Annotated in this window: 29 protein-coding genes; 14 read left to right on the top strand and 15 right to left on the bottom strand. The window is 67.7% G+C overall.

Features of this window, described 5'->3' with window-relative positions; translation table 11 throughout:
- Window positions 1–22: 22 nt before the first annotated feature.
- Window positions 23–796, top strand: coding sequence for an SDR family oxidoreductase (locus PGN12_03930; protein ID MEH3103034.1), 774 nt, complete (start codon window positions 23–25; stop codon window positions 794–796).
- Between the two features lie 132 nt (window positions 797–928).
- Here the strand turns inward: PGN12_03930 and dnaN are convergent, their stop codons facing one another.
- Window positions 929–2,032, bottom strand: coding sequence for a DNA polymerase III subunit beta (gene dnaN, locus PGN12_03925; protein MEH3103033.1), 1,104 nt, complete (start codon window positions 2,030–2,032; stop codon window positions 929–931).
- A 119-nt stretch (window positions 2,033–2,151) separates the two neighbouring features.
- Complete coding sequence (locus tag PGN12_03920) at window positions 2,152–2,778, bottom strand: outer membrane beta-barrel protein (GenBank protein ID MEH3103032.1); 627 nt, start codon at window positions 2,776–2,778, stop codon at window positions 2,152–2,154.
- Between the two features lie 135 nt (window positions 2,779–2,913).
- Between PGN12_03920 and PGN12_03915 the strand changes: the two genes are divergently transcribed.
- Genes PGN12_03915 through PGN12_03905 form a run of 3 tightly spaced genes read left to right on the top strand, consistent with a single transcriptional unit; the run spans window position 2,914 to window position 5,382 of the window.
- On the top strand, window positions 2,914–3,384 hold the full coding sequence (locus PGN12_03915; GenBank protein MEH3103031.1) for a hypothetical protein: 471 nt from the start codon (window positions 2,914–2,916) through the stop codon (window positions 3,382–3,384).
- 38 nt (window positions 3,385–3,422) lie between these two features.
- Window positions 3,423–4,631 carry a 23S rRNA (adenine(2503)-C(2))-methyltransferase RlmN gene (gene rlmN / locus PGN12_03910; GenBank protein ID MEH3103030.1) on the top strand — a complete coding sequence of 403 codons (1,209 nt, stop codon included), beginning with the start codon at window positions 3,423–3,425 and terminating at the stop codon, window positions 4,629–4,631.
- Complete coding sequence (locus PGN12_03905; GenBank protein ID MEH3103029.1) at window positions 4,624–5,382, top strand: sulfite exporter TauE/SafE family protein; 759 nt, start codon at window positions 4,624–4,626, stop codon at window positions 5,380–5,382. Before rlmN ends, PGN12_03905 begins: the two co-directional genes overlap by 8 nt.
- A gap of 136 nt (window positions 5,383–5,518) precedes the next feature.
- On the opposite strand, the gene PGN12_03900 is transcribed toward PGN12_03905, so the two are convergent.
- Window positions 5,519–5,788: a hypothetical protein gene (locus PGN12_03900; protein ID MEH3103028.1), complete on the bottom strand. Its 270-nt coding sequence runs from the start codon at window positions 5,786–5,788 to the stop codon at window positions 5,519–5,521.
- A 21-nt stretch (window positions 5,789–5,809) separates the two neighbouring features.
- Entirely contained in the window at window positions 5,810–6,415 is a 606-nt protein-coding gene (locus PGN12_03895; protein MEH3103027.1) for a flavin reductase family protein, read from the bottom strand.
- Window positions 6,416–6,441: 26 nt separating this feature from the next.
- Between PGN12_03895 and PGN12_03890 the strand changes: the two genes are divergently transcribed.
- On the top strand, window positions 6,442–7,134 hold the full coding sequence (locus tag PGN12_03890) for a cytochrome b/b6 domain-containing protein (protein ID MEH3103026.1): 693 nt from the start codon (window positions 6,442–6,444) through the stop codon (window positions 7,132–7,134).
- Entirely contained in the window at window positions 7,131–7,874 is a 744-nt protein-coding gene (locus PGN12_03885) for a molybdopterin-dependent oxidoreductase (GenBank protein MEH3103025.1), read from the top strand. Before PGN12_03890 ends, PGN12_03885 begins: the two co-directional genes overlap by 4 nt.
- A gap of 6 nt (window positions 7,875–7,880) precedes the next feature.
- Here PGN12_03885 and PGN12_03880 read toward each other — a convergent pair whose 3' ends face one another.
- From PGN12_03880 to coxB, 9 genes are all read right to left on the bottom strand, one after another.
- Entirely contained in the window at window positions 7,881–8,498 is a 618-nt protein-coding gene (locus tag PGN12_03880) for an SURF1 family protein (GenBank protein ID MEH3103024.1), read from the bottom strand.
- Window positions 8,495–8,881 carry a DUF983 domain-containing protein gene (locus tag PGN12_03875; protein ID MEH3103023.1) on the bottom strand — a complete coding sequence of 129 codons (387 nt, stop codon included), beginning with the start codon at window positions 8,879–8,881 and terminating at the stop codon, window positions 8,495–8,497. Before PGN12_03875 ends, PGN12_03880 begins: the two co-directional genes overlap by 4 nt.
- Complete coding sequence (locus tag PGN12_03870) at window positions 8,878–9,789, bottom strand: cytochrome c oxidase subunit 3 (protein MEH3103022.1); 912 nt, start codon at window positions 9,787–9,789, stop codon at window positions 8,878–8,880. Before PGN12_03870 ends, PGN12_03875 begins: the two co-directional genes overlap by 4 nt.
- Window positions 9,790–9,824: 35 nt before the next feature.
- On the bottom strand, window positions 9,825–10,385 hold the full coding sequence (locus PGN12_03865) for a cytochrome c oxidase assembly protein (protein MEH3103021.1): 561 nt from the start codon (window positions 10,383–10,385) through the stop codon (window positions 9,825–9,827).
- On the bottom strand, window positions 10,382–10,519 hold the full coding sequence (locus PGN12_03860) for a hypothetical protein (protein ID MEH3103020.1): 138 nt from the start codon (window positions 10,517–10,519) through the stop codon (window positions 10,382–10,384). Before PGN12_03860 ends, PGN12_03865 begins: the two co-directional genes overlap by 4 nt.
- On the bottom strand, window positions 10,516–11,415 hold the full coding sequence (locus PGN12_03855; protein MEH3103019.1) for a heme o synthase: 900 nt from the start codon (window positions 11,413–11,415) through the stop codon (window positions 10,516–10,518). Before PGN12_03855 ends, PGN12_03860 begins: the two co-directional genes overlap by 4 nt.
- Window positions 11,412–12,188, bottom strand: coding sequence for a GNAT family N-acetyltransferase (locus PGN12_03850; GenBank protein ID MEH3103018.1), 777 nt, complete (start codon window positions 12,186–12,188; stop codon window positions 11,412–11,414). Before PGN12_03850 ends, PGN12_03855 begins: the two co-directional genes overlap by 4 nt.
- A 75-nt stretch (window positions 12,189–12,263) precedes the next feature.
- Window positions 12,264–13,931 (bottom strand): cytochrome c oxidase subunit I, encoded by a 1,668-nt coding sequence (ctaD, locus tag PGN12_03845; protein ID MEH3103017.1) that lies wholly within the window; start codon window positions 13,929–13,931, stop codon window positions 12,264–12,266.
- A gap of 4 nt (window positions 13,932–13,935) precedes the next feature.
- A complete protein-coding gene (gene coxB, locus PGN12_03840; GenBank protein MEH3103016.1) occupies window positions 13,936–15,141 on the bottom strand; it encodes a cytochrome c oxidase subunit II in 1,206 nt (401 codons plus the stop codon).
- 201 nt (window positions 15,142–15,342) lie between these two features.
- Here coxB and pyrE point away from each other — a divergent pair, with 201 nt between their 5' ends.
- From pyrE to PGN12_03800, 8 genes are all read left to right on the top strand, one after another.
- Window positions 15,343–15,927, top strand: a complete 585-nt coding sequence (gene pyrE, locus PGN12_03835; GenBank protein MEH3103015.1) for an orotate phosphoribosyltransferase — start codon at window positions 15,343–15,345, stop codon at window positions 15,925–15,927.
- A gap of 2 nt (window positions 15,928–15,929) precedes the next feature.
- Entirely contained in the window at window positions 15,930–16,658 is a 729-nt protein-coding gene (locus PGN12_03830; protein MEH3103014.1) for a pyridoxine 5'-phosphate synthase, read from the top strand.
- 10 nt (window positions 16,659–16,668) lie between these two features.
- Window positions 16,669–17,088: a holo-ACP synthase gene (acpS, locus tag PGN12_03825; protein ID MEH3103013.1), complete on the top strand. Its 420-nt coding sequence runs from the start codon at window positions 16,669–16,671 to the stop codon at window positions 17,086–17,088.
- A 55-nt stretch (window positions 17,089–17,143) separates the two neighbouring features.
- Window positions 17,144–18,040 (top strand): signal peptidase I, encoded by an 897-nt coding sequence (gene lepB, locus PGN12_03820; protein ID MEH3103012.1) that lies wholly within the window; start codon window positions 17,144–17,146, stop codon window positions 18,038–18,040.
- On the top strand, window positions 18,037–19,131 hold the full coding sequence (locus PGN12_03815) for an AI-2E family transporter (protein ID MEH3103011.1): 1,095 nt from the start codon (window positions 18,037–18,039) through the stop codon (window positions 19,129–19,131). The genes lepB and PGN12_03815 overlap by 4 nt, the downstream gene beginning before the upstream one ends.
- 119 nt (window positions 19,132–19,250) lie before the next feature.
- A complete protein-coding gene (locus PGN12_03810; GenBank protein ID MEH3103010.1) occupies window positions 19,251–20,171 on the top strand; it encodes a hypothetical protein in 921 nt (306 codons plus the stop codon).
- Window positions 20,153–20,677 carry a DUF2141 domain-containing protein gene (locus tag PGN12_03805; GenBank protein ID MEH3103009.1) on the top strand — a complete coding sequence of 175 codons (525 nt, stop codon included), beginning with the start codon at window positions 20,153–20,155 and terminating at the stop codon, window positions 20,675–20,677. The genes PGN12_03810 and PGN12_03805 overlap by 19 nt, the downstream gene beginning before the upstream one ends.
- Window positions 20,678–20,692: 15 nt before the next feature.
- On the top strand, window positions 20,693–21,877 hold the full coding sequence (locus PGN12_03800; protein MEH3103008.1) for a glycosyltransferase: 1,185 nt from the start codon (window positions 20,693–20,695) through the stop codon (window positions 21,875–21,877).
- 33 nt (window positions 21,878–21,910) lie between these two features.
- On the opposite strand, the gene PGN12_03795 is transcribed toward PGN12_03800, so the two are convergent.
- Together PGN12_03795 and PGN12_03790 are read right to left on the bottom strand one after the other, a co-directional pair.
- Window positions 21,911–22,249, bottom strand: a complete 339-nt coding sequence (locus PGN12_03795; protein MEH3103007.1) for a MerR family transcriptional regulator — start codon at window positions 22,247–22,249, stop codon at window positions 21,911–21,913.
- Window positions 22,250–22,253: 4 nt separating this feature from the next.
- Complete coding sequence (locus PGN12_03790; GenBank protein ID MEH3103006.1) at window positions 22,254–22,550, bottom strand: integration host factor subunit alpha; 297 nt, start codon at window positions 22,548–22,550, stop codon at window positions 22,254–22,256.
- Window positions 22,551–22,618 lie beyond the last annotated feature (68 nt).

Below are 22,618 nucleotides of genomic sequence, written 5' to 3'. Positions count from 1 at the left end.
AGCATTAACGCGGGAGAGCGGGATGAAGGCGATGCTGGTCACGGGCGGCGGCTCGGGCATCGGGCGCGCGGTGGCGCAATTGTTCAGCGCGCGCGGCTGGCGGATCGGGCTGGCCGATATCGACGCGCAGGGCCTGCGCGACACCGCCGCGCTGCTGCCCGCGGAGCGCACCAGCACACACGTCATGGACGTGCGCGACCCGTCGGAATGGGAAGAGGTGCTCGCCGATTTCGCACGCGTCAGCGACGGGCGGCTCGACGTGCTGTTCAACAATGCCGGGATCGCGGCGGGCGGGCCGTTCGGGGAGATCGGCCTCGACGCGATCGACCGTGTAATTGACGTCAACTTCCGCGGGCTGACCTATGGCGCGCGCATGGCCTATCCGTATCTCAAGGCGACCCCCGGCGCGTGCCTGCTCAACACCGCCTCGGCCTCTGCGATCTACGGTTCGGCGGGGCTGGCGATCTATTCGGCGACCAAGTTCGCGGTGCGTGGACTGACCGAAGCGCTCGACGGCGAATGGGCCCCGGAGGGTATCCGCGTCCGCTCGCTGATGCCGAGCTTCATCGACACCAACCTGCTGTCGGCGCCGATCCCTGGTACGAAATATACCGCGCGCGATCTGGTCGTCCGCCGCAAGATGGAATTCACGCCGGTCGAGACGGTCGCCGAAAAGGCATGGGCCGCGGTGCATGGCGACCGCGTGCATACGGTGGTCGGCAAGACCGCCGAACGAATGACGTTCGCGGCACGCTGGATGCCCGGCCGGCTGCGCGCGATGATGCGGGGGCGGTAAGCCGATTTGTCATTCCCGCGCAGGCGGGAATCCAGAATCTCTGGCACCGGTGGCTCCCGCGAGAACCTGCGCGTCTGGGTTCCCGCTTGCGCGGGAATGACGGAGGAGTTTCTATGCTCCCCCGTCGACTGATCAAACCCGCATCGGCATCAGCACGTACAGCGCCGGGCTCTTGTCGTTTTCGCGGATCAGCGTCGGTGCGGCGGCATCGGCGAGGTGGACCTCGACCTGGTCCGTCCCGATCTGGCCGAGGATGTCCATAAGATAGCGGCTGTTGAAGCCGATCTCGAACGGCGTCGCGGCATATTCGCCCGGCACTTCCTCGGCGGCGGTGCCATTCTCGGGACTGGTGACCGACAGCGTGATCTTGTCGCGATCAAGCGCCATCTTCACCGCGCGGGTCTTCTCGGTGGCGATCGTCGAGACGCGGTCGACGCCCTGCATGAAGCTCTTCGGATCGAGCTTGAGGATCTTGTCGTTCCCGGTCGGAATGACGCGGCTGTAATCGGGGAAGGTGCCATCGATCAGCTTCGAGGTCAGGATCGCCTGCCCCAGGTCGAAGCGGATCTTGGTTCCCGACAGCGACACCCCGACCGAGCCATCGACCTCGTCGAGCAGCTTGCGCAGCTCGGCGATGCACTTGCGCGGTACGATCACGTCCGGCATCCCCGCCGCGCCCTCGGGCTGGTCGACCGTCACGCGCGCGAGGCGATGGCCATCGGTCGCAGCGGCCTTCAGCACACCCTCGGCGACATGCAGGAAGATGCCGTTGAGATAATAACGCGTTTCCTCGGTCGAGATCGCAAAACGCGTCTTGTCGATGATCTGCTTGAGCGTCTCGGCGGGCAGCTCGAACTGCGTCGGCAGCTCACCCTCGGCGATCACCGGGAAATCGTCGCGCGGCAACGTCCCGAGCGAAAAGCGCGCGCGCCCGGCGACGATCGTCATCCGCCCCTCAGCGGCGGTCAGCGAGACCTGCGCGCCCTCGGGCAGCTTGCGCGCGATATCGAACAGGGTGTGCGCGGATACGGTGGTTGCACCCGGCTGGTCGACCGCGGCGGCGACGCTCTCGTTGATCTGCAGATCGAGGTCGGTCGCCATCAGCCGCAGCTGCCCCTCGCCGGTCGCCTCCAGCAGCACATTCGACAGGATCGGGATGGTGTTGCGCCGCTCCACCACCGACTGGACGTGGCTCAGCCCCTTCAGCAGCGTCGCGCGTTCGATCGTCGCCTTCATCGTCACTTCCCCCGGCCCGCAGGTCACTCACCAGGGGCAATTGGCCGATTCTCCCTAGCCAAAAAGAAAGGGCCGGAGCAAGCGCCCCAGCCCTTTCCTGTTCCACGATGGTGGAGAAATCAGAAGCGGATACCCAGACCCGCCATCAACTGGTGGCGATCGAGGTCGATGTCATAGCCATCGATGTCGCCGTAATGCGAATAGCGGTATTCGGCAGTGACGAACGAGGTCGGCGTCAGCTTGTACTCAAGCCCGGCGCCGAGACGGAAGCCGCCCAGATTGGTCTTGTCGATCAGCTCGTTCTCCGAGGTGGTGGTCGCCTGATAGCGGTTCTCGACACGCGCGTTGGTATAGCCGCCCTTGCCGTAGATCATCGCCTGCGGCGAGATCACATAGCCGAGCCGCCCGCCGACATAGAGATCGCGCCCCGCCTCGACCGAGAAGCGATCGCCCGCGGTCAACGCATTGTAGCTGCGCGTCTTCGTGGTCGCGTCGGTATATTCGCCGTCAATGCCGTAGACGATGTTGCCGCGCTGGAAGTCGTAGCCGATCCGGCCGCCATAGCCGAAGCCCTGCTGCCCTTCCGAATCGCCATCGCCGCCGTCCTGCACGTTGTCGTAGCCGGCCAGCACCTCGACGCGGCCACCCGCGAACGGACCGTCCTGCGCGCCCCCTTGCGCCGTCGCCGGGGTCGCCACCGCGATCGCCATCACCGTCGCCGGGATCGCCATTGCAAGCTTACGCATGTCTCACTCCATTTCACTCGCCTCGAAACGCAAGGCGTGGAGGGACAAATACGCGGCTGCACCATCGTTGCATGAACCTGACATAAACAGCATTTCGCGTTGCCTTTCGGCCACAGTGACGCGACAGGCAAAGCGGTGTCGGTCCTGTTCGCCCTGCTCTCCGCCGCCGTCCTGCGCGAGCCGCTCGGCGTGTGGCAACGCTGGGCAGCATTGCGCGAGACGCCGGGGCCGCATTGTTTCGCGGTCGCGCAACCGTTGCGGCGCGACGGCACTACCGATCGCCGCGGCGGCTTCGCGCTGGTCGCGACGCGTCAGGGCGCCACTCGCGCGCCCTCGGTACGTTTCCGCCTGACCCGGTCGCGCGGGGAGGGCGCGCCGCTGACGCTGGCGATCGGCGAGCGGCGATTCGCGCTGGTCGGCGACCGCACGTTCGCCCGCGCCGCCGATGCCGACACCGACCGCGCGATCGTCGGCGCGATGCGTGGCGCGACGGCGATGACGCTCACCACGCTCGACGCGGGCGGGCGGGGGCTAAGCGACACCTACCCGCTGGCAGGAGCGGCGACCGCGATCGACGCCGCGCAACTGGGATGCGCCGCCCGGTAACGCTGGAAAAATGCGCGCGCTTCGCCTATGTGCGCGCGATGCTCACAGCCTCGGCCGCCCCCATGCCCATCCCCGGGCACATCGACCCCGTGACCGTGCCGCGCGCCAGCGCGCCGCGCACCGACGGTCGCATCGACCTGATCGGGCTGCCGCGCGACGAACTGCGCCGCGTGCTGGAGGAGGCCGGGCTGGAGCCGCGCCAGGCCAAGCTGCGCGCCAAGCAGATCTGGCACTGGATCTACAATCGCGGCGCGACCGATTTCGCGGTCATGACCGACATCGCCAAGGCGCAGCATCCGTGGCTGGCCGAGCGATTCGTGATCGGGCGTCCGCAGGTGGTCGAGGCGCAGGTGTCGACTGACGGCACGCGCAAATGGCTGCTCCGCTCCGAGGACGGGCAGGATTACGAGGCGGTGTTCATCCCCGACGCCGATCGTGGAACCTTGTGCGTGTCGAGTCAGGTCGGCTGCACGCTCAACTGCCGCTTCTGCCACACGGGCACGATGCGGCTGGTCCGCAACCTGACCGCGGGCGAGATCGTCGGGCAGGTGATGCTGGCGCGTGACGCGCTCGGCGAATGGCCGAGCCAGCCCGAGGGGCGGATGCTCACCAACATCGTGATGATGGGCATGGGCGAGCCGCTCTACAATTTCGACGCGGTGCGCGACGCGCTCAAGCTGGTCATGGACGGCGACGGGCTTGCGCTCAGCAAGCGTCGCATCACGCTGTCGACCAGCGGCGTCGTGCCGATGATGGCGCGCGCCGGCGAGGAGATCGGCGTCAATCTCGCGGTATCGCTCCACGCGGTGACCAAGGACGTCCGCGACGAGATCGTCCCGCTCAACCGAAAATACGGCATTGAGGAATTGCTGCAGGCGTGCGCCGATTATCCCGGCGCCAATAACGCCCGCCGCATCACGTTCGAATATGTGATGCTCAAGGACAAGAATGACTCGGATGCCGAAGCGCACGAGCTGGTCCGGCTGCTCAAACACTACAAGCTGCCCGCCAAGGTCAATCTGATCCCGTTCAACCCGTGGCCAGGCGCACCCTATGAAACCTCGACGCCCGAACGCGTGCGCCGCTTCAGCGAGATCGTGTTCGGGGGCGGTATCTCCGCCCCGGTGCGCACCCCGCGCGGGCGCGACATCGACGCGGCGTGCGGGCAGTTGAAGACCGCGGCGGAGAAGAAGAGCCGCGCCGATCTCGACCGGCTGGCGGCGGAGAAGCAGGCCGCGCTTGGTTGATGCCGCCGGGCTGGCGCTCGCCGGCGGGGCAGGCGTCGTCGGTGGGATGATGAACGCGCTGGCGGGCGGTGGCACCTTCGCGACGATGCCGGCACTGCTCGGGCTCGGCACGCCGGCCAATATCGCCAATGCCACCTCGAACCTCGGGCTGATGCCGGGCGGCGCGACCAGCGCGTGGAGCTTCCGCCACGAATTGCAGCCGGTCGGCGGCGTTTCGGTGCGCGTGCTGGCAGCGATCACCTTCGTCGGCGGGCTGCTCGGCAGCGTCCTGCTGGTGGTGACGCCGGGTGCGGCATTCGACCTGATCGTGCCGTGGCTGCTGCTCGTCGCCTTCGTCGCGATCGTGTTCGGCGCGCGGGCGGCGGACTGGCTGGCGGCACGCGTGACGATCAAGCCGCGTACGCTGATGGCGGTGCAGGCGGTGCTCGGCACCTATGGCGGCTATTTCGGCGGCGGGGTCGGGATCATGACCACCGCAACCTATGGCCTGCTCGCGGGCACCACGCCGCGCGCGATGTTCGCGCCGCGCACGCTGATGCTGACGGTTGCCAATTTCGCCGCCGCGCTCGTGTTCGTCGCGTGCGGGATGATCCGCTGGGACGCGTGCCTGCCGATGCTGGTGGGCGGCGTGCTCGGCGGCTGGCTGGGCGCGATCGTCGGCAAGCGACTGCCCGCGCTCGTGGTCCGCTGGTGGACGATCCTCGTCACCGGCGCGACCACGGCGGTGTTCTTCGCGCACGCCTATGGCTGACCAACCGAAGTTGCAGGAATGAGGCACGCGAGGAAAAGACAAGCATCTTCAGCTTCATAGCCGTGCCATCAGCACAACGATCGCGCCGTTTCGGTGGCGATGGCGTCACCACCGACCCGCCCGCCATGCAATCGTCTCACGCGTCGGCCTTCCGGCCGGTCGAACGGGGGGCTGCAACATGATCGACTTCACGCAGGAAGAACGGCTTCGGATCACACAGGCGCTCGCCGATGGCATCAACGATCAGGCGATCGCATAAGCCTCCCCGCTGACCGGCGATGCCCGCCGGATCTTCTGCCAGAACTGGATCGTCGTGAAGCAGGTGCTCGGCTTGCTGAAACCCTATCTGCCAGCGCCGATCGGCTGGGTCATCGCCGGCCTGATCGCCGCCGGCGACATCCTGCATGGCAAGACCTGCTGACCGGAATCACGTCGGCCGACGCATCTCGAACAATGCGCCGACCTCGAAATAATCGGCCGGTCCGCCGCCGCGCAGGATCGGCCGCGCGCGATCGGTGCGGTACACGCCGCCGTCCAGCATCGCGCGATCGATATGGATTGCCACCGCCTCGCCAAGCACCAGCCAGCCGGGCAGTGCAGTGCCGTGACGATCCTGCAACTGCACGATCTGCGTCACCTGGCATTCGAACTGCACCGGACTCAGCGCCACGCGCGGCGCGGCGACCCGCGCGGCGGGCAGCGTCTCCAGTCCGGCGCGCACGAACTCGTCCTCGTCGGTCGCTGCCGACGTCTCGTTCATCGCCTCGGCGAGATCGCGCGTCGCCAGATTCCATACGAACTCGCCGCGCGCCCGCACGTTTGCCAGCGAGTCCTTCTCGCCCAGCGAGCAAAAGCCGATGATCGGCGGACGGTACGAAAACAGATTGAAGAAGCTGTACGGCGCAAGGTTGCGTCGCCCGTCACCCGAGACGGTCGAGATCCAGCCGATCGGGCGCGGCGCGACGATCGCGTTGAGCGGATCGTGCGCAAGGCCATGGCCTTGCTCGGGTTCGTAGAAATGCCATTCGGTCATGCCGCGGCTTCTGCTAGGAAGTGCGAATGGCTGCAACCGTGATCCATCGCCACCGGCTCGCCACGCGTATCTGGCATTGGATCAATGCAGTTGCGATCTTCATCCTCATCGGGTCGGGGCTCGGCATCTCGAATGCACACCCACATCTGTATTGGGGACGGTTCGGCGCGAACTTCGACCACGCCTGGGCGCATCTGCCACGCTTCCCCGCATGGCTGACGATCCCCGCCAGCTACAATCTCGCGATCTCGCGCCGCTGGCATCTGTTCTTCGCGCTGGTGCTCGCCTTCTCGTTGCTCGCCTATATGATGGTCAGCCTGCTCAACCGTCACTTCCAGCGCGACCTGCGGGTGCGGCGACGCGACGTCGGTGCGGCCCATCTGGTCGCCGACCTTCGCGCGCATCTCGCGCTGCGCTTCCACGATCCGGAGGCGCCGGGCGAGTATAATGCGCTGCAAAAGCTCAGCTATGTCGCGGTGATCTTCCTCGCGTTGCCGTTGGTGATCCTCACGGGTCTGGCATTGTCCCCCGGCATGAACGCGGCATGGCCGTGGCTGCTCGACCTGTTCGGCGGGCGGCAATCGGCGCGCTCGCTCCACTTCATCGCCATGGCGGTGATCGCGGCCTTCACGATCGTCCACCTCGCGCTGGTGCTCCTCGCGGGGTGGCGCAACGAGCTGCGCTCGATGCTGACTGGTCGCTGGCGGGTGCCCGAATGATCCGGCGGCGGACCCTTCTGAGCGGCGGGGCGGGGCTGATGCTTGCCGGCTGCGACCGCGTCATCCAGCAGCCGACGGTGCGCGCGATCATCTTCAAGGGCGAGGACATGCACCGCGGCTTGCAGCGCGCGCTGTCGAACCGCGACGCGCTCGCACCCGAGTTCACGCCGGCGCAGATGTCGCCGCGCTTCCGCACCAACGGCACACGCGATCCCGGCACCCCCGCCTATGCCGCCCTCCGCGCCGGCCGCTTCGCCGATTGGCGACTGACCGTCGACGGGCTGGTCGCACGGCCCTTGTCGCTGTCGCTCGCCGACCTCGGCCGTTTCCCGCAGCGCGCGCAGATCACCCGTCACGATTGCGTCGAGGGCTGGAGCGCGATTGGCAAATGGCAGGGACCGCAGCTCGGGGAGGTGCTGAAGGCGGCGGGGTTGCGGGATGCGGCGCGCTACATCGTCTTCCGCTGCGCCGATCTCTACGGCGGCGCGCCCTACTACGAATCGATCGACCTGATCGACGCTTTCCACCCACAGACGATCCTCGCCTGGGCGATGAACGACCGCTTCCTCGACGTCGGCCACGGCGCCCCGCTGCGACTGCGGGTCGAGCGCCAGCTCGGCTACAAGCACGCCAAATATCTGATGCAGGTCACCGCGGTCGCCAGCCTTGCCGGGATCGGGAAGGGGCGCGGCGGCTATTGGGAGGACAATGTCGACTACGATTGGTGGGCGGGGATCTGACGCCCGCTACGCCACGTCGTTTCTGCGCCAACGCCGCCGCAGCGCGACGACGTAGATGATCGCCGCCACCGCCGCGAACAGAAACCATTGCACCGCATAGGCGAGATGGTTGTTCGGGATCGACTCGATCGACGGTGGAGTGTTCGGCGACAGCCCCGCAGCCGGCGTGGCGGTGACCAGCATCAGTTCGCGCGGCGCGTGCGGTTGCGTCACGTCGGCGATCAGCGGCCGCGCATCGGGCGCATGGGCGATCCACCCGCTGACCTTGCCGCCGCCCCACGCCACCTTGCCGACCGGATCGCGTGTCGTGCCGATCTGCACCCGCAGCCCCGGTCCTTCCGCCCCCGTGCGGCACAAGGCGATGACGCGGTAGCCGGCCGCCCCCGCCCCGGCGCGGGCGATCGATACCGGCTCCAGGCAGAAGGCGCTGCTGCGGCGGAACAGCAGCGTCTCGTCGGCGACGCGCGGGAAGGCGACCGCCGGTCGCGTCGGATTGGCGGCAAGCTGCGCGAGGAACGCCTCCTTCTGCGGCCGGCGGTCGAGCAGCTGCCACAGTCCCAGCGCGATCATCGCGGCGATCGCAACGCCGACGACGATCGTGGGGACCAGCGGAACGCGCTTCATGGTGCCAGCCGCCCCTCACCGGCGGCATGGCGATATTCTGCGGCGAGCAGCCAGCCCTTGGCGGCGCGCAGCGACCAGACGATCGCAGCGGTGCTCAGCGGCACCCACAACAGGACGTGCAGCCACCACGGCGGCCCGAACGACAGTTCGACGACGATCGCCAGCGCGACGATGATCGCGCCCCACGCCAGCACCAGCAGCGCCGCCGGACCGTCACCAACGTTGAACCCCGCAATCGACAGCCCGCACGCCGGGCAGCGCTCGGCAAAACGAAGGACGCCCGCAAACAAGCTGCGGGCGCCACATTGGGGGCATAACCCCTTGAGACCACAATCGATCGGTCGAGGCGGCGCCCCGACCGTCGACCGACCGGCGTCGCTCATCCGCCGTGAACCGGCGCGCCCCAGCCGCCCCAGACATAGACGGTGACGAACAGGAACAGCCACACCACGTCGACGAAATGCCAGTACCACGCCGCCGCCTCGAAGCCGAAATGCTGCTTGGGGGTGAAGTCGCCCTTATAGGCGCGAATCAGGCACACGATCAGGAAGACCGTGCCGATGATGACGTGGAAACCGTGGAAGCCGGTCGCCATGAAGAACGCCGCACCATAGTTGATCCCCTTGAACGGGAACGGCGCGTGGATGTACTCATAAGCCTGGATGCTGCTGAACAGCAGGCCCAGCACGACGGTGATCCACAGTCCTTTGAGCACGCCGTCGCGGTCACCGACGCCCAGCGCACCCCAGAAGCCGCGCTTCTCGCCGCCACGCTGGTTGTGGATCAACGCATGGTGCGCCCACGTCACCGTGGTGCCCGAGCACAGCAGGATCAGCGTGTTGAGCAGCGGCAATTCGAACGCGTTGATGACCTCCAGCCCCTTGGGCGGCCACTGCGCGGCGATCGCGGCAGCGCCCTCGGCGGCGCGCTCGACCTGCCCGTCGACGACCTGCATCGCGGTCGGGAACAGCGAAAAGTCGAAGAACGCCCAGAACCAGCCGACGAAGAACATCACTTCGGAGGCGATGAACAGGATCATGCCGTAACGGAAATGGAGCTGCACCACGGGCGTGTGATCGCCGGCATGCGCCTCACGGATCACCTGATGCCACCAGCCGTACATGCAGAACAGCACCGAGGCGAAACCGATCAGGAACACCCAACCGCCGCCCGTGCCCTGATGCATGTACATGATGCCGCCCGCCGCCATGATGAGCGCGGCGAAGCTGCTGAGCAACGGCCAGGGACTGGGTGGCAGAATGTGGTAATCGTGGTTCTTGGCACCCGCCATGCGCGGCTCTCCCCAATTCGCTTATCGCGGTGGTCTTACCCGTTCGTTTTCGCGGAATCCACCGGGTAAAAGGTGTAGCTGAGCGTGATCGTCTGCACGTCGCGCGTGTCCGGATCGCTCAGGATTTTCGGATCGACGTAGAAGATCACCGGCATCCGCTGCGTCTCGCCGGGTTTCAGCGTCTGCTGCGTGAAGCAGAAGCACTGGATCTTCGTGAAATATTTGCCGGCGATCGCGGGGGTGACGTTATAGGTCGCGGTGCCCGTCACCGCCTGCGCGCCGCGATTGGTGGCGGTGAAGAACGCCATGTCGCGCGCCCCGATCTCGACGGTCTCCTGCTCCTGCTCGGGGACGAACCGCCACGGCAGCTTGGGGCTGGCATTGGCGTCGAACGCGATCTCGATCTGGCGATGCACCCCGCCCGGAGCCGCGACGCCGCGGCCGGTGGTGCCGTTCAGCCCGGTCGCCTGGCAGAACATCCGGTAGAGCGGCACGCTGGCGAAGGCGAGCCCGGTCATGAAACAGATCCCCGCCACCGCGAGCAACGCGGTACGAAACGTCCGCGGACGCGCGCGCTTCGGAACGGGCGCGCTCAATGCGCCATCCCCTGCTTGATGCGCGCGATGGTGATGAAGAACACCAGCACCACGAAAGCGCCGAGCAGCAGCGCGACGACGATCGCGCGCGCCTTCTGCCGGCGCCGGATCAGATCTTGCTCGTCTTCGGTCATGCCACCCACCGGTCGACGACCAGCGCGCCGAACATCACGAAAAGATACAGGATCGAGAAAGCGAACAGGCGCTTCTCGAAAAACATCGGCGTCGCGGCGCGCTTCGCACCGACCGTGACCAGCGCCGCGAGCACCGCGAACGCCGCCGTCATCGCCACCGCGACCACGCCATAGAGGCTGCCGGTCAGCCCGAGCGGCCACGGCGCGATCGCCACCGCCGCCATCGGGATCGTGTACAGCCCGATTCGCCGCCGCGTCGCCGCCTCGCCCGCCACCACGGGCAGCATCGGCACGCCGGCATTGGCGTAATCGGTCTTCACGAACAGTGCCAGCGCCCAGAAATGCGGCGGCGTCCACAGGAAGACGAGCGCGAACAGCAGGAACGGCAGCAGCGCGATCTGCCCGGTCGCCGCCGCCCAGCCGATCAGCGGCGGGAACGCCCCCGCCGCGCCACCGATGACGATATTCTGCGGCGTCCGCCGCTTCAGCCAGACGGTGTAGATCAGCACATAGAAAAGGATCGAGACCGCGAGAATCGCGGCGGCGGCGAGGTTCACCGCAAGCCCCATCAGGATCACCGAAAAGGCGCCGAGCCCGACGCCGAAATGCAACGCCGACTGCCGTTCCATGCGCCCCGCCGGTAACGGACGCTGCGCAGTGCGCTTCATCGCCGCGTCGAGATCGGCCTCATACCATTGGTTCAGCGCCCCCGCAGCGCCCGCTCCGAGCGCGATGCACAGGATCGCCGTGAAGCCGAGCACCGGATCGATGCCGACCGGCGCCGCCAGCATCCCGCACAGCCCGGTGAAGACGACCAGCGTCATGACACGCGGCTTGGTCAGCGCAAGGAAGTCGCGCCAGTCGGCGGGGGGAAGAAGGGGCGTGGCGGGGGTCATGAGCGCGTCGACCCTAGCCGCGGAGCGCGAGTGAGGGAAGCCGCGCGTCGCCGGTAATGGTAGCCGTACAGGTCGTTAGTGAAGCCAAGGCCCGCGTACAACGCGCACGCCGCGACGTTGCCCGCCTCGACCTGCAAGGCGGCGTGGCGTGCACCGCGCCCGGCCGCCCAGGCCAGCAAGGCGCCGACGACCTTCTGCGCATGTCCCTGCCTGCGCACTGCGGGATCGGTCGCGACGGCTTCGAGAACGGCAATGTCGTCGTGAATCGCGATGTAACCGATCGCCTCGACCGCCGCATCGGACCCAAGCTGCGCATAGCCGACCGGGCCGACGATGCGCCCGGCGACCGCCGCCGGGTCTTCGATCGCCGCGGCGAGACGACGGCGCGCACCCAGCCACGACCGATCGGGCGCGTTCGCCACGATCACGTCGCCTTTCGGGGCGCTGTCGCTATCAATCGCACGCAACAGCGTACGCGTTCGCCCCTCGGGCTCATCGAACCCCGCCGCGTCGAGCATCGCCGTCGCACCGGGCGCGAAACCCGTGACGCGGACGATCGTCGGCAGACCGGCCGCTTCGTAGCAATCGTCGATCGCTGCGAGCGTTCCAGCGTCGAGCGAGGCCTCGGGGCACACCGCGCTCGCCGAATTGCTGCGACGGCTACCGCCCCCCGACTGCGCGACCAGCCATCCGCCGACCCGCAGCGAGTCGCGCGGCGGGTAGGCTGCGGCGCAGGCGCGTTCGACGCGCCACGCCATCGCTTCGCTGTCCATCGCGTGCCTCCCACCGAAAACGACGACGGCGGAGAAGCGCTCGCTTCCCCGCCGCTGATGTCGGTGACGCCCTGCTCAGTCGATCTTGGGCAGCGTCTCGAACTGGTGGAACGGCGGCGGGCTGGACAGCGTCCACTCCAGCGTCGTCGCGCCTTCGCCCCAGGGATTGTCGGGGGCCTTCTTGCCCGCGACCAGCGACCAGATCAGGTTGACGAAGAAGATCGCCATCCCCGCCGCCATGATCATGTAACCGATCGTCGCGACGTTGTTCCAGTGTGCGAAGCCGTCCGGATAATCCGGGTAACGACGCGGCATGCCCTGCAGGCCGAGGAAGTGCATCGGGAAGAACAGCAGGTTCACGCCGACGAAGAACACCCAGAAGTGCAGCTGGCCCAGCAGCTCCGAATACATCCGCCCCGACATCTTCGGGAACCAGTAATAGAAGCCGGCGAACAGCGAGAACACCGCGCCGAGCGACAGCACATAGTGGAAGTGCGCAACGACGTAATAGGTGTCCTGCATGTAGTCGTCGACGCCGCCGTTGGCGAGCACGACGCCGGTCACGCCGCCGACCGTGAACATGAAGATGAAGCCGATCGCCCAGACCATCGGGGTCGGGAAGCGCAGCGAGCCGCCCCACATCGTCGCGATCCACGAGAAGATCTTGATGCCGGTCGGCACCGCGATCACCATCGTCGCGGCGGTGAAGTACATCTTCACGTTCACGCTCATGCCGGTCGTGAACATGTGGTGCGCCCACACGACGAACCCAACCACGCCGATCGCGACCATGGCATAGGCCATGCCGAGATAGCCGAACACCGGCTTGCGGCTGAACGTCGCGACGATGTGGCTGATGATGCCGAAGCCCGGCAGGATCATGATGTACACTTCGGGGTGACCGAAGAACCAGAACAGATGCTGGTACAGCACCGGATCGCCGCCGCCGGCGGGATCGTAGAAGGTGGTGCCGAAGTTGCGATCGGTCAGCAGCATCGTGATCGCCGCCGCCAGCACCGGCAGCGCGAGCAGCAGCAGGAAGGCGGTGACCAGCACCGACCAGGCGAACAGCGGCATCTTGTGCAGCGTCATGCCCGGCGCGCGCATGTTGAAGATCGTGGTGATGAAGTTGATCGCGCCCAGGATCGAGCTGGCGCCCGCGAGGTGGAGCGACAGGATCGCCATGTCGACCGACGGCCCGGGCTCGCCATAGGTGGAAAGCGGCGCATAGACCGTCCAGCCGGTGCCCGCGCCGCCGAAGAACGGCGAGGCGAGCAACAGCAGGAACGCCGGCACCAGCAGCCAGAAGCTGATGTTGTTCATGCGCGGGAACGCCATGTCCGGCGCACCGATCATCAGCGGCACGAACCAGTTGCCGAACCCGCCGACCATCGCCGGCATCACCATGAAGAACACCATGATCAGGCCGTGCGCGGTGACGAGCACGTTCCACAGGTGCAGCGCCTGATCGAAGGACTGCTCTTCTCCGCCGTGCAGCATCGACGCCCAGTGCGGCAGATACTGGATGCCCGGATGCATCAGCTCGGCGCGCATCAGCCCCGAAATCGCGCCGCCGATGATCCCCGCAACGATCGCGAAGATCAGGTAGAGCGTGCCGATGTCCTTGTGGTTGGTCGACATGAACCAGCGGGCGAAGAACGCCGGTTTGTGGTCGGCGTCCGCGTGATGGTGGTGATCGTCGTGCGAGACGAACGCGGACGGGTGGAGCGCGGTGTCGGTCATGATCTTAGCGTCCGGCTTCGCCGACGCCGCCCGGATTGCCGGTGGCGCCTTGCGGGGAAGTGGGGGGAGTGTCGGTCCCGTTCTCGAGCGGGCCGGTCATCGCATTGGCGACCGCCGCCTCGTCCATCACGGCGGCGGAATTGTCCGCCCCCGGCTGCGGGATCACCGCGTCCGACGCCTTGCCCGGCGCCGGCATCGAGCCGCCCTTGGCGCGCACCCAGGCCGCGAACTGCGCCGGCGTGACCGCCTCAACCGCGATCGGCATGAACGCGTGGCGCGCGCCGCACAATTCGCTGCACTGACCGAAATACAGGCCAGGCTTGTCGATCGTGAAGCTGGTCTCGTTCAGCCGGCCCGGGATCGCGTCGAGCTTGATCCAGAACGCCGGCACCGCCCAGCTGTGGATAACGTCGTTGGCGGTGGTGATCAGGCGGATCGGCACGCCGACCGGCAACACGACGCGATTGTCGGTCGCCAGCAGCCGCGGGCCATCGGCGGCGGTGCGCGCGCGCTCGCCGGGGGCGACCTGATTGCCTTCCTTGAGCATGTTGGCGGTGATCTCGATCCCGCCGTGATCCGGATATTGGTAGCTCCAGAACCATTGGTTGCCGATCGCCTTCAGCGTCACCGCGCCGGCCGGCGCGGGCTTGAACTGCGCCTGCAGCAGCCCGATCGACGGCACCGCGATCGCGACGAGGATCAGCACTGGGACCAGCGTCCACACCACCTCGATGAAGGTGTTGTGGCTGGTCCGAGACGGCACCGGGTTGGCGCTGGCGCGGAACTTCACGACCACGACGACCAGCAGCACCAGCACCAGGATCGAGATGATCGTGATCAGCGGGAAGAGGATGCGATCGTGGAACCAGTGCGCGCGCAGGCCATTCTTGGTGACTTGCGGCTGGATGTGGATCACGCCGTCGAGCGGCTGGCCGACGCCGGGCGCCGAGCTGGTGGCGTTGAAGGCCGGGGCACCGTCCATCGCCAGCGCGGGCGATTGCGGCGCGGCGTCGGCCTTCTGCACCGACCCGCCGGCCTGCCCCTGATTCGAATCGGCGGGTCGCAGCCCGCTGGGCGCGGCGGTTGCCGCGGTGGCGGGCGAGGTCGCGGCCGGTGCCGGCACCTGCGCGCCTGCGCTACCCGCGCCCGTCAGGGCGGTCAGCGCGAAGCCCGCTGCCAGTACCCAACCCTTGATCCCGGTGTTCAGCATCTTGTTATCGTCACCCCTGTCGTGGTGCGCGCATCGGCGTCCCGGGCGTATCGAAGCGCCCCTCCTGCATCTGCCTATAGCATGGCATCCTCCCGCCTCAAGGGGGGCGTGCGACAGTGCTTTTCTGCGCGGATCTGCGCGGAGGCGCGTTGCGCCCGCGCGGGCGGGCTTCTATGGCGCGCGCAGGAGACACAGCACACGATGACCGACGACGACGTGCTCGCCGAATTCCGCGCCGCCGATGCGCTGCTGGAAGGGCATTTCATCCTTTCGTCCGGGTTGCGCAGCCCGCGCTACCTGCAATGCGCGCGCGTGCTGATGAACCCGCGCCGCGCCGCGCGGCTGGCCGAGGCGCTGGCGACGCGGATTCCCGCCGAACTGCGCACCCGGATCACTGCGGTCGTCGCCCCGGCAATGGGTGGGGTGATCGCCGGGCAGGAAATGGCGCGCGCGCTCGACGTCGACGCGATGTTCGTCGAACGCCCGACCGGCACCTTCGAGCTGCGCCGTGGCTTCCGGCTGGAGCCGGGGCAGGAAGTGCTGATGATGGAGGACGTCGTCACCACCGGCTTGTCGAGCCGCGAAGCGATCAAGGCGATCGAGGCTGCCGGCGGGCGCGTGATCGCGGGCGCGGCGCTGGTCGATCGCTCGAACGGCACCGCCGACATCGGCGTGCCGTTCTTCCCGCTGATCCGGCTCGAGGTGCCGACCTACCAGCCCGACGACCTGCCCCCCGAACTACAGGCGATCCCGGCGATCAAGCCGGGCAGCCGGGCAGCGGCGTGACGATGGCCGGCCCCTTACGCCTCGGGGTCAATATCGACCATGTCGCGACGGTGCGGAACGCACGCGGCGGTGGTTTGCCCGATCCGGTCCGCGCCGCGCTGCTCGCGGCGCAGGCCGGTGCCGATGGCATCACCGCGCATCTGCGCGAGGATCGCCGCCACATCACCGACGCGGACATCGCGCGGCTCTCGGCCGAATTGTCGATCCCGCTCAATCTGGAAATGGCGGCGACCGACGAGATGCTCGCGATCGCGCTGCGCCATCGCCCGCACGCCGCCTGCATCGTTCCCGAAAAGCGCGAGGAGCGCACCACCGAGGGCGGGATCGACGCCGCCGGGCAGCACGACCGCCTCGCCCCGATGGTCCGCGAGCTGGGCGCCGCGCAGATCCGCGTCTCGCTGTTCATCGAGCCCGACCCACGCCAGATCGCGGCGGCGGTCGCGCTCGGCGCGCCGGTCGTCGAACTGCACACCGGCCGGTATGCCGAGCTGGACGGCGAGGCGCGCACCGCCGAGCTGCGCCGGCTCGCCGACGCCGCGGCGCTGGCGGCGAAGAACGGGATCGAGGTTCACGCCGGGCACGGCCTCACCTTCGACAACGTCACCCCCGTGGCGGCGATCCCGCAGGTCCGCGAGCTGAACATCGGCCATTTCCTGATCGGCGAGGCGATCTTCACCGGGCTGGAGGACAGCGTGCGGAGGATGAAGGCGTTGATGGACGAAGCCCGATGAGACCAGTAGCGTGATCGTCGGGCTCGGCTCCGACCTGTGCAATATCGAGCGGATCGCGCATTCGCTCGAGCGCTTCGGCGAGCGCTTCGAGGCGCGCGTCTTCACCGATGTCGAGCGCGCCAAGGCCGAGCGCCGCCCGTTCACCAAGGCCGGGACGCTCGCCAAGCGCTTCGCCGCGAAGGAGGCGTTCTCCAAGGCGGTCGGCACCGGGTTCAGGGCCGGGGTGTTCATGAAGGACATCGGCGTCGTCAACGCCCCCTCCGGCGCACCGACGCTGGCGCTGACCGGCGGCGCGAGGGCGCGGCTCGACGCGATGATCCCCGCCGGGCACAAGGCGCACATTCATCTGACATTGACCGACGACCACCCCTGGGCGCAGGCATTCGTCATCATCGAGGCTATCGCCGACCGACATGCAGGAGCCGAGTGACCGCGTGGCAGAGGATATCGCATTGACCGGCGACCGCACGCCCCCGCCCGCCACGGTGGAGCCGTCCGAGACGCGCGCGGGTTTCGACTGGTGGGGCGAGATCAAGGGGCTGTTCTGGCTGTTGCTGGCGGTGCTCGGCTTCCACAGCTTCATCGCCAAGCCGTTTTACATCCCGAGCGAATCGATGCTCCCCGGGCTGCTGGTCGGCGATCGGCTGGTGGTGTCGAAATTCGCCTACGGCTGGTCGTTCGTCTCGCCGACGATCCCCGATCCCGTCGCGATCGTCCGCGGCACGTTGCTCCACCAGCCGGTCGACAGCTGGTCGGTGCAAGTGCCGTTCATCCACGGCCGCGTCTGGGGCAGCCTGCCGGAGCGCGGCGATGTGGTGATCGTCACCCCGCCGGGCCAGTCGAGCGACTATATCAAGCGCGTAATCGGTCTGCCGGGCGATACGCTGGCGGTGCGCGGCGGCGTCGTGATCCTCAACGGCGTCCCCGTGCCGCGCGGCCCGCTCCACTATCGCGACCTGCCCGTCGACGCCAACGCGACCTGCGATCCCGCGCAATATCCGGGCGCCCGACAGGAGCGGGCCGACGGCACCCCGATCTGCCATCTGCCGATCGTCACGGAGACACTGCCCAACGGTCGCCGCTATGACACGGTCGATCTGGAACCCGACAGCGTCGGCGACAATTATGGCCCGGTGACGATCCCCGCCGACCACGTCTTCCTGATGGGCGACAACCGTGATCGCTCGGCCGACAGCCGTTTCGCGCTGGGCGGGTTCGAGCGCGGGCTCGGTGGGCCGGTCCCGTATGAGAATATCGGCGGTCGCGCCGAGTTCATCACCTTCTCGGTCGACGGCAGCGCCGGCTGGAACCCGCTGACGTGGCCGCGCGCGCTGCGCGGCGGACGCGCCGGAACCTCGCTCCACCCGACGCTCGTCCCATGAGCGACGCGCACGAGGTGCGGATCGATGCCGGTGGCGAGCGCGTCCGCGTCCGCGCCGGCGCCAGCCCCACCGAAGTGCGCGACGAAGCGACACGGTACGAAATCCGCCGGGCCGCGATCTGGCTGGGGATGGCCGGTGCGATTGCGCTGGTCGTCCTGCTCGTCCAGCCGCTGCTCATCATCTTCGCCGCGCTCGTCTTCGCCGCGCTGCTCGACGGCGGGGTACGGCTGCTCGGGCGCGTGCTGCCGATCGGCAGAAGCTGGCGGCTGCTGATCGTCTGCCTGCTGACGATCGCCTTCCTGCTCGGCACCTTCTACCTCGCCGGCGTGCAGATCGCCGCGCAGGCGCAGCAGCTCCGCTCGACCGTCGAGGTGCAAGCTGTACGCCTCAACGGCTGGTTGAGCGCGCAGGGGCTGATGCCCGGTGTCGGCGACCTGAGCGGGGTCGCGAAACAGGCGATGTCCTCGCTGGGTCGCGTCACGAGCTGGCTCGGCACCGCCGCCGGGGCGCTGACCAGCGGCTTCATGATCGTCGTGCTCGGGCTGTTCGTCGCGATCGACCCGCACGGCTATGAGCGCGGGCTGCAATGGATGGTGCCCGAGCGCAACCGCGTAGAATTCGCGGTGACGCTCAAGCGGATGGCGCAGACGCTCCGCCGGCTGCTCGCCGGACGCCTGCTCGGCATGGCGTTCGAGGGCGTGCTGACCGCGATCGCCCTGTGGCTCGCCGGGGTGCCGATGGCGATGATCCTCGGCATCCTCACCGGTCTGCTGGCGTTCATCCCCAATATCGGGGCCTTCATCTCCGGCGCGCTGATGGTCGCGGTGGGCTTTTCGGCCGGCATCCATACCGGGGTGCTGGCGATCGTCGTCTATGTCGTCGTGCAGACCTTCGATGGCTATGTCGTGATCCCGATGGTCGCGCGGCGCACCGTCGACCTGCCGCCGGCGCTGACGCTGGGCGCGCAGATCCTGGCCAGCGCGCTGTTCGGGATCATGGGGCTGGCGCTGGCCGATCCGATGACCGCGATCCTCAAGACCGCGCTGGAGCGGCGCTCCGAGAACGTCGAGCACGGCGAGACGCGAGGCTGACGGCGGCGCGGCACGGCTGGCGCGCCCCGCCGGACGCTGCTAAAGCGCGCCACCCGTGTAGGAACGGGCGCAGGATGAACCGATTGCGCGTCGACGAGCCAGCATCAACTCCCTCGATCATGTCCACGACCGACGTTGCGCCGCTGGTCGCGCTGAAGCCGGTCCAGACGCTTCGGCGGCGTTGGCCGGTCCTGCTGGCGACGATCCTTACGTTCGCGATGCTGATCGGGGTCGGATACGAGCTGTTCGACGACGGGCTGGCCGGCCTACGGCGGATCGTGCCCGAGTCATGGGGCTTCTACCTGTTCTTCGTCGCCTCGTATTTCACCTTGCCGGTCTGCGACTTCATCATCTTCCGACGGCTGTGGAACGTCCCGCCGACCGCCTTTCCCGCGCTCAACCGAAAGCGGATCGCGAACGACATCCTGATCGGCTATTCGGGAGACGCCTATTTCTACGCTTGGGCGCGTGCGCGGCTCGCGATGGTCGCGGCACCGTTCGGGGCGGTGAAGGACGTCAGCATCGTCTCGGGCATCACCGGCAACGTCACCGCGCTGTTGCTCGGGCTGGTGGCATTGCCGCTCGGCTACCAGTTGATCTCGCCCGACGTGGTGGAGGCCATGATCTGGTCGCTGGTCTTCGCCACCGCGCTCTCGCTAGGGCTGATCCTGTTTTCGAAGCGTGTCTTCTCGCTGCCGCGCCGCGACCTGTGGTTCATCTTCTGGATCGACCTTCTACGCATCGGCGGCACCTGCGTGACGATCGCGCTTGCCTGGGCATGGGCGATCCCCAGCGTCTCGCTGGGCATGTGGCTGTTCCTGATCGCCGGTCGGCAATTGGTGTCGCGGTTGCCGTTCCTGCCCAACAAAGACCTGCTTTTCGCCAACTTCGCGATCCTGGTGATCGGGCATGACCGTACGTTGTCGGATTTGATGGCGTTCACCGCAGCGTCGACCGTGGCGATGCACGGGCTGCTGCTGCTGCTGTTCGGCGCGGTATATGTGACGGAAAGGATGCGCGCATGGCGCCAGGAACGCTGAAGATCGCGCTGACGGCGCTGCTCGGGCTCGCCACGCCCGCTGCGCGCGCGCAGGTGCTGGGCAGCGATGCCGCGGCGTGCAGCGGCGCGCAGCAAGGCCCCGCGATCCTCGCGACCGTCACCGGATTGAAGGATCGTACCGGCACGCTGAAGCTGGAGCTGTATCCGCCGAACGAAAAGGATTTCCTTGCCGGCGACGGCGATCTGGCGCGCGAGGGCAAGTTCTTCCGCCGCGTGTCGGTGGCGCCGCCCGCATCCGGCGATGCATCGATCTGCATCCGCGTACCGCAACCCGGCCGCTACGCGCTGTTCCTCGGGCACGACCGCGACGGAAAGCGCAAGTTCAACTTCTGGAGCGATGGCGCCGGTTTTCCCAGCAACCACAAGATCGGCCGCGCGCGTCCCAAGCTGGTCGACGCGCTGATCGACGTCGGCCCCGGCGTCACCCGCACCACGATCCGCGCGCAATATCTGCGCGGGCTGGGCGGCTTCGGCTTCATGCGCTGATCGGGAGGCGGGACCATGCGGATCGTCGACGTCAACGAATTCTACTCGCCGACCGGCGGCGGGGTACGCTCGTACCTCGATCGCAAGATGGCGCTGATGTCCGAAATGGGGCACCAGCAGATCGTGATCGCGCCGGGTCGCGAGGATCGCGTCGAGGAGCGCCCCGGCGGCGCGCGCATCCATTACGTCAGGTCGCCGGGCATTCCGTTCGATTCCAATTACGGGCTGTTCTGGGACGCGGCGCCGATCCACGAACTACTCGATCATTACCGCCCCGACGTCGTTGAGAATTGCGCGCCGTGGCGCTCGGCGGCGATCGTTGCCGACTGGCGGGGCGACGCGGTGCGCGCGTGGTTCATGCACAACGACAATGTCGAGAGCTATCCCAAGCGCTGGTTCTCGCGCGTGGCGTCGGAGGCGACGATCGAGCGCGCATTCGGCTGGTACGATCGCTACATGAACCGCTGGCTCGATCGCTTCGACACCGTCGTCACCAACGGGCCGGTCTTGACCGAGCGGTTGCGCTCGCGCGGGGTGCGCATCGACGCCACGATGACGCTCGGGATCGAGCGCGAGCATTTCTCGCCCGCGCTGCGCAGCGCGACGCTCCGCAAGGCGATGCTCGAACAATGCGGGCTGCCCGACGACGCCTTCCTGCTGATCGGGGTCGGGCGGCATCACCCGGAAAAGCGCTGGCCGATGGTGATCGACGCGGTGCGCCGCGCCGGGGCCAGGCTCCCCGTCGGCTTGCTGTTGCTGGGGCTGGGGCCGGACACGCGGACGCTCGAGCGGCATATCGCCGAAAGTCCGCACGTACGCATGTTCCACCCGGTCTATCACCGCGGGCAGCTCGCCTCGATCATGGCCAGCGCCGACGCCTTCATCCACGGTTGCGACACCGAGCCGTTCGGGCTGGTCGCGTCCGAGGCACTCGCCTCGGGCTTGCCGTTGATCGTCCCCGATCGCGGCGGCGCCTCGGCGGTCGCGCAGCCGGCGTTCGGCGAATGGTATCGCGGTGGGGACGCCTATGAATGCGCGCGCGCGATCGTCGCGATGGCGTCACGCGATCAGCCGCTGCTCCGCCGCGCGGCCGCGGTTGCGGCGACGAAGGTCTGGAGCGACCGCGAACATGCGCAGGCGCTGATCGCGCATTATCAGGCGCTGATCGACGCGCGCGGTGCGGTGAGCAGGTCGGCGTAGCCGCGGGAACGCACGCGCGCCCGTGGGCACGGCTCAATCGTCGTCGATCGCTTTGGCGAGCAGGTTGCGGATCGCGATCAGCGTCGGTGTCGCCGCGACCGGGGCGGGTGGCGGCGCTGCGGCCGGCTCGCGTGCCAGCAATTGCTGCACGCCCTTGATCGTATAGCCTTCGCGGTTGAGCAGCCGGTCGATCCGCTCGACCAGCGCGACATCCTCGGGCCGGTAATACCGGCGGTTGCCCGCGCGTGTTACCGGCCGGAGTTGCGGGAAGCGCCCTTCCCAATACCGCAGGATATGCGGGGCGAGGCCGGTTGCCTGAGCGACCTCGCCGATAGTGCGAAACGCGGCGGCGGATTTGGCGTCCGACGCCAAACGCTCAGCCCCCGACGATGCGGTCGCGCATCATCTGGCTGGCGCGGAAGGTCAGCACGCGGCGGGGTGCGATCGGCACCTCGACGCCCGTCTTGGGATTGCGGCCGATCCGCTCGCCCTTGTCGCGCAACACGAACGTGCCGAAACCCGAGATCTTGACGTTCTCGCCCTTCGACAGCGCGCCGCACATGTGGTCGAGGATCTGCTCGACCAGCCGCGATGAATCCGCGCGGGACAGGCCCACATGCTTGTGAAGCGACTCCGCCAGATCGGCGCGCGTCAACGTACCTGCTTCAGTCATCGACTTCCCTCTACCCCCCGGAAAGGTTGCACAATTCAGCTCCCGCTTAGAACGAATGGCGTGAATTG

The sequence above is a fragment of the Sphingomonas phyllosphaerae genome, from assembly GCA_036946405.1.
GTDB lineage: Bacteria > Pseudomonadota > Alphaproteobacteria > Sphingomonadales > Sphingomonadaceae > Sphingomonas > Sphingomonas phyllosphaerae_D.
Note: the sequence above shows the minus strand (reverse complement) of the source record. Positions and strands in the feature narration are given on the sequence as shown.